Annotated in this window: 6 protein-coding genes; 3 read left to right on the plus strand and 3 right to left on the minus strand. The window is 56.9% G+C overall.

The window, feature by feature from the left end:
* Positions 1 to 18: 18 nt before the first annotated feature.
* The 3 genes from ptsH to crr are packed head-to-tail and all read left to right on the plus strand — an operon-like array spanning position 19 to position 2,598.
* Positions 19 to 276, plus strand: coding sequence for a phosphocarrier protein Hpr (ptsH, locus tag RTP97_RS21065; protein ID WP_002913505.1), 258 nt, complete (start codon positions 19 to 21; stop codon positions 274 to 276).
* Between the two features lie 44 nt (positions 277 to 320).
* On the plus strand, positions 321 to 2,048 hold the full coding sequence (ptsI, locus tag RTP97_RS21070) for a phosphoenolpyruvate-protein phosphotransferase PtsI (RefSeq protein ID WP_312417089.1): 1,728 nt from the start codon (positions 321 to 323) through the stop codon (positions 2,046 to 2,048).
* A 40-nt stretch (positions 2,049 to 2,088) separates the two neighbouring features.
* Positions 2,089 to 2,598: a PTS glucose transporter subunit IIA gene (crr, locus tag RTP97_RS21075; protein ID WP_042389417.1), complete on the plus strand. Its 510-nt coding sequence runs from the start codon at positions 2,089 to 2,091 to the stop codon at positions 2,596 to 2,598.
* A 63-nt stretch (positions 2,599 to 2,661) separates the two neighbouring features.
* On the opposite strand, the gene pdxK is transcribed toward crr, so the two are convergent.
* The 3 genes from pdxK to cysA all read right to left on the minus strand — a co-directional run bounded on the left by pdxK (position 2,662) and on the right by cysA (position 5,629).
* Complete coding sequence (pdxK, locus tag RTP97_RS21080; RefSeq protein WP_312417093.1) at positions 2,662 to 3,498, minus strand: pyridoxine/pyridoxal/pyridoxamine kinase; 837 nt, start codon at positions 3,496 to 3,498, stop codon at positions 2,662 to 2,664.
* A gap of 5 nt (positions 3,499 to 3,503) precedes the next feature.
* A complete protein-coding gene (cysM, locus tag RTP97_RS21085) occupies positions 3,504 to 4,415 on the minus strand; it encodes a cysteine synthase CysM (RefSeq protein ID WP_312417096.1) in 912 nt (303 codons plus the stop codon).
* A gap of 119 nt (positions 4,416 to 4,534) precedes the next feature.
* Positions 4,535 to 5,629 carry a sulfate/thiosulfate ABC transporter ATP-binding protein CysA gene (gene cysA / locus RTP97_RS21090; protein ID WP_312417098.1) on the minus strand — a complete coding sequence of 365 codons (1,095 nt, stop codon included), beginning with the start codon at positions 5,627 to 5,629 and terminating at the stop codon, positions 4,535 to 4,537.
* Positions 5,630 to 5,642: the final 13 nt, after the last annotated feature.

Here is a 5,642-nt window from a genome sequence, read left to right on the forward strand (position 1 = left end):
ATAAGTTGGGGAAATACAATGTTCCAGCAAGAAGTTACCATTACCGCTCCGAACGGTCTGCATACCCGCCCTGCTGCTCAGTTTGTGAAAGAAGCGAAAGGCTTCACTTCAGAGATCACTGTGACCTCCAACGGCAAAAGCGCTAGCGCAAAAAGCCTGTTCAAACTCCAGACTCTGGGCCTGACCCAGGGTACCGTTGTAACGCTGTCCGCTGAAGGCGAAGACGAGCAGAAAGCCGTAGAGCATCTGGTAAAACTGATGGCTGAACTCGAGTAAGCTCCGGGTTCTTTTAAAAAATCAGTCACAAGTAAGGTAGGGTTATGATTTCAGGCATTTTAGCATCCCCGGGTATCGCTTTCGGCAAAGCACTGCTGCTGAAAGAAGACGAGATCGTCATCGACCGGAAAAAAATTTCTGCCGATAAGGTTGATCAGGAAGTTGAACGTTTTCTGAGCGGTCGTGCCAAGGCATCTGCGCAGCTCGAAACGATCAAAACCAAAGCTGGTGAAACTTTTGGTGAAGAAAAAGAAGCCATCTTCGAAGGCCACATCATGTTGCTGGAAGATGAGGAGCTGGAGCAGGAAATCATAGCCCTGATTAAAGATAAGCACGTGACTGCCGATGCGGCAGCGCACGAAGTTATCGAAGGTCAGGCAACTGCCCTGGAAGAGCTGGACGACGAGTACCTGAAAGAGCGTGCCGCTGACGTGCGCGATATCGGTAAACGCCTGCTGCGCAACATCCTTGGCCTGGCTATCATCGACCTGAGCTCTATTCAGGAAGAAGTGATTCTGGTTGCGGCGGATCTCACTCCGTCCGAAACCGCACAGCTGAACCTAAACAAGGTGCTGGGCTTTATCACCGATGCGGGTGGACGTACCTCTCACACCTCCATCATGGCGCGCTCCCTTGAGCTGCCTGCCATTGTGGGTACCGGTAGCGTCACCGCCCAGGTGAAAAATGACGACTATCTGATCCTCGATGCGGTGAATAACAAAGTTTACGTTAACCCGACCAACGAAGAGATCGAAACCCTGCGCAGCGTGCAGGAGCAGGTGGCTTCCGAGAAAGCCGAACTGGCGAAGCTGAAAGATCTGCCGGCGATCACCCTTGACGGCCATCAGGTCGAAGTGTGCGCCAACATCGGTACCGTACGTGACGTAGACGGTGCCGAGCGTAACGGTGCAGAAGGCGTAGGCCTCTACCGTACCGAATTCCTGTTCATGGACCGTGACGCCCTGCCGACCGAAGAAGAGCAGTTTGCCGCCTATAAAGCGGTGGCGGAAGCCTGTGGCTCCCAGGCCGTTATCGTTCGTACCATGGACATCGGCGGCGATAAAGAGCTGCCGTACATGAACTTCCCGAAAGAAGAGAACCCGTTCCTCGGCTGGCGTGCCGTGCGTATCGCCATGGATCGTAAAGAGATCCTGCGTGACCAGGTGCGTGCTATCCTGCGTGCCTCCGCGTTCGGCAAGCTGCGCATCATGTTCCCGATGATCATCTCCGTTGAAGAGGTGCGCGCCCTGAAGAAAGAGATCGACATCTTCAAGCAGGAGCTGCGTGACGAAGGTAAAGCCTTTGACGAGACCATTGAAGTGGGCGTAATGGTAGAGACGCCTGCCGCAGCGACCATCGCTCGTCACCTGGCGAAAGAAGTGGATTTCTTCAGTATCGGAACGAACGATTTAACCCAGTACACCCTGGCAGTTGACCGCGGTAATGATATGATCTCCCATCTGTATCAGCCGATGTCGCCGTCTGTATTGACCTTAATTAAGCAAGTTATTGATGCTTCTCATGCTGAAGGCAAATGGACCGGCATGTGTGGAGAGCTTGCAGGCGACGAACGTGCTACACTTCTGTTGCTGGGGATGGGTCTGGATGAATTCAGTATGAGTGCCATTTCTATCCCGCGCATTAAGAAGATTATTCGTAACACGAACTTCGAAGATGCGAAGGTTTTAGCAGAGCAGGCTCTTGCTCAACCGACAACGGACGAGTTAATGACGCTGGTTAACAAGTTCATTGAAGAAAAAACAATCTGCTAATCCACGAGATGCGGCCCAAATTACTGCTTAGGAGAAGATCATGGGTTTGTTCGATAAACTGAAATCTCTGGTTTCTGACGATAAGAAAGATACCGGAACCATTGAGATTATTGCTCCGCTGTCTGGCGAAATCGTCAACATCGAAGATGTGCCGGATGTAGTGTTTGCTGAAAAAATTGTTGGTGATGGCATTGCTATCAAACCAACCGGCAACAAAATGGTCGCGCCTGTTGATGGCACCATTGGCAAGATTTTTGAAACCAACCATGCCTTCTCTATCGAATCTGATAGCGGCATTGAGCTGTTCGTTCACTTCGGTATCGACACCGTTGAACTGAAAGGCGAAGGTTTCAAACGCATCGCCGAAGAGGGCCAGCGCGTGAAGGTTGGCGATCCGGTGATTGAGTTCGATCTGCCGCTGCTGGAAGAGAAAGCCAAGTCTACCCTGACGCCGGTTGTGATCTCCAACATGGACGAGATCAAAGAGCTGAACAAGCTGTCCGGTAGCGTAACCGTGGGCGAGACCCCGGTGATCCGCATCAAGAAGTAATTCTGGCCGGAATACAAAATGGCACCCACGCGGGTGCCATTTTTGTTTCTTATCCTGAGTAAATCAGGCGGGTAAAATCAGCTCGTCATAGCCCGCCTGCTGGGTGTATCTCATCACCTCGGTTACCCGGTCGCCTGCACGGCCAATCGCCTCTGCCACGCTTGCCCCCTGCACTATCACGCTCACCAGCTCAGAGCAGAAGAGATCGCCGGTGCCTTTCAAATCGGTAGCTACCCGCGGATGCGCGCTGACCGTTACCGCATCTTCAGTCACCAGCACAACGTGAATAGCGTCCGGCTCGCCGGCAACGGGGGCGCTGGTAATAGCCACCCACTTCAGCGTCTCCGACAGCAGCCCTTTCGCCGCCGCAATTGCGCTCTCAGGATCACGGCAGGGCTTGCCGCTCAGTATCTCAAGCTCATAGACGTTGGGCGTAATGCCCTGCGCCAGCGGCAGCAGATGTTGCCGATAGGCTTCGGGGATATCGGGATGCACGTAGGTGCCGCTGTCGATATCGCCGATCACCGGATCCACCAGAATCAGCAGGTCCGGATGCATCTCTTTTACCGCGCGGAGCCACTGCGCCAGCAGCGCAATCTGGCTGGCGCTGCCCATGTAGCCGGTAGTCACCGCCTTCAGCTCGCGCAGGATCTCCCGCTCATCCAGTGCCTTCAGGTAGCCGCTGAACCACTCGTCGGGAATGACGCCACCGTAGAAGGTGTCATAGTGCGGCGTGTTACTGAACAGCACCGTAGGCACCGCCGTCACGGTTAGCGGGTATCGACGGATATTGGGCACGGCGATGCTGTTACCCACGCTGCCGTACACCACCTGAGACTGCACCGCCACGATATCCGTCTGCTGCGCCCGGCTTTTATCCCGAAATAAGATCATCTCCATAATGTTTAAATCCCCGCCCCCTGGGCGTAGCTCTCCTCACCAAACACGCCGGTCGAAAGGTAGCGATCGCCACGGTCGCAGATAATCGCCACCACGATCGCCCCCGGATTTTCATTGGCGACGCGGATTGCCCCAGCAACCGCCCCGCCGGAGCTGACGCCACAGAAGATGCCTTCCCGCACCGCCAGCGCCCGCATGGTATTTTCCGCTTCGCGCTGGTGGATATCCACGACCCGATCCACCAGCGAGGCGTTGAAAATGCCAGGCATGTACTCGGCTGGCCAGCGGCGGATGCCGGGAATGCTGCTCCCCTCCTCCGGCTGCAGGCCGACGATGGTGACGGGCTTCTCCTGCTCGCGTAGAAAGCGCGATACGCCGGTAATGGTGCCGGTCGTGCCCATGCTGGAGACAAAGTGGCTGATGCGCCCCCCGGTCTGCTGCCAGATCTCTGGCCCGGTGGTGGTGTAGTGGGCGTACGGGTTGTCAGGGTTATTGAACTGGTCGAGAAGCTTCCCTTCCCCGCGCTGGGCCATTTCCGCAGCCAGATCCCGCGCCCCCTCCATGCCCTGCTCGCGGCTCACCAGAATCAGCTCCGCGCCGTAGGCGTACATCGCTGCACGCCGCTCCTGGCTCATATTGTCCGGCATCAGCAGCTTCATGCGGTAGCCTTTGAGTGCGGCAATCATCGCCAGGGCGATGCCGGTGTTGCCGCTGGTGGCCTCAATCAGCACGTCGCCGGGCTTTATCTCGCCCCGCTTCTCTGCCTGCACGATCATCGAGAGCGCGGCCCGGTCTTTTACCGAACCGGCAGGGTTATTGCCCTCCAGCTTGACCCAAATTTCACTGCCGTTGTCGGGAGCCATGCGCTGAAGTTTAACCAGGGGAGTGTTGCCGATGGTGTGTTCGAGTGTGTTCACGATTTTTACTCAATAAAAAAGCCGGGTGGCGCTTCGCTTACCCGGCCTACAAGACACTGTGATAATTGTAGGCCCGGTAAGCGTAGCGCCACCGGGCGATAAACATACTCGTTAAACTATCAGGCAGAGTGCGCCAGAGCAAGATCCCCGCGTTCGGCAAGACGCTCTTTACCGTTATAGAGGCGAGCATTCTGCAGGCCGATAAACAGCCGGTCGCCGCGCTGCGGCGCATCCTCTCCGCGCAGCACCACCGACAACGGTTCGTCATACCAGCCCTGGGGCTGCACCACCAGCTGCGTATAGTGCCCTTTCGGGCTGGCCTCGACGACGACTACCGGTAGCGGCGCGTCCAGGCTGGTTCGACGGCTAATATCCACTTCCCACGGACGCAGGAAGAGATCGACTTCGCCCTGGTGCGCCGGGGTGTAGCCCAGCGGCCAGCGGTGCGCGCCGACGTGGAACTGACTGCCGCGCACCACGCCGTGCAGACGATTAACCTCGCCCATAAACTCCAGCACGAAACGAGTGGCTGGCTCACGCCAGACCTGCTCCGGGACATCAACCTGCTCGATGTTCCCCTGGCTCATCACCACCACGCGATCGGCCACCTCCATCGCCTCCTCCTGATCGTGAGTGACGAAGACGCTGGTAAACTTCAGCTCTTCGTGCAGCTCACGCAGCCAGCGACGCAGCTCTTTACGTACCTGGGCGTCCAGCGCGCCGAAAGGTTCATCCAGCAGCAGGATCTGCGGATCCGGAGCCAGAGCGCGTGCCAGGGCAACGCGCTGCTTCTGTCCACCAGAGAGCTGGGCCGGGTAGCGATCCGCCAGGTGCGCCAGCTGCACCATCTCCAGCAGCTTAGTGACTTTAGCTTTGATCGCCGCCGCGTTCGGCCGCTCGCGTCGCGGCAGCACCGTCAGGCCAAAGGCGATGTTGTCGAACACCGTCATATGGCGGAACAGCGCGTAGTGCTGGAACACAAAGCCGACCTTACGGTCGCGGGCATGCAGACGGCCCACGTCGGTGCCGTGAAAACGAATATGCCCGCTGGTCTGGTGTTCAAGCCCGGCAATAATACGCAGCAGCGTGGTTTTGCCCGAGCCGGATGGCCCCAGCAGTGCGACCATCTGTCCGGAAGGGATATCCAGCGAGATATCATTCAGCACCTGGGTGCGACCAAAGGACTTCTTAATATTGGCAATCTCAATGCTCATGATTTCCCTCCTG

It is taken from the genome of Pseudescherichia sp. (assembly GCF_031998825.1).
Classification (GTDB): Bacteria; Pseudomonadota; Gammaproteobacteria; order Enterobacterales; family Enterobacteriaceae; genus Pseudescherichia.

Coding starts and splice junctions, on each gene's coding strand:
- ptsH (WP_002913505.1), top strand. CDS start 19: ATGTTCCAGCAAGAAGTTACCATTACCGCTCCGAACGGTCTGCATACC.
- ptsI (WP_312417089.1), top strand. CDS start 321: ATGATTTCAGGCATTTTAGCATCCCCGGGTATCGCTTTCGGCAAAGCA.
- crr (WP_042389417.1), top strand. CDS start 2,089: ATGGGTTTGTTCGATAAACTGAAATCTCTGGTTTCTGACGATAAGAAA.
- pdxK (WP_312417093.1), bottom strand. CDS start 3,498: ATGGAGATGATCTTATTTCGGGATAAAAGCCGGGCGCAGCAGACGGAT.
- cysA (WP_312417098.1), bottom strand. CDS start 5,629: ATGAGCATTGAGATTGCCAATATTAAGAAGTCCTTTGGTCGCACCCAG.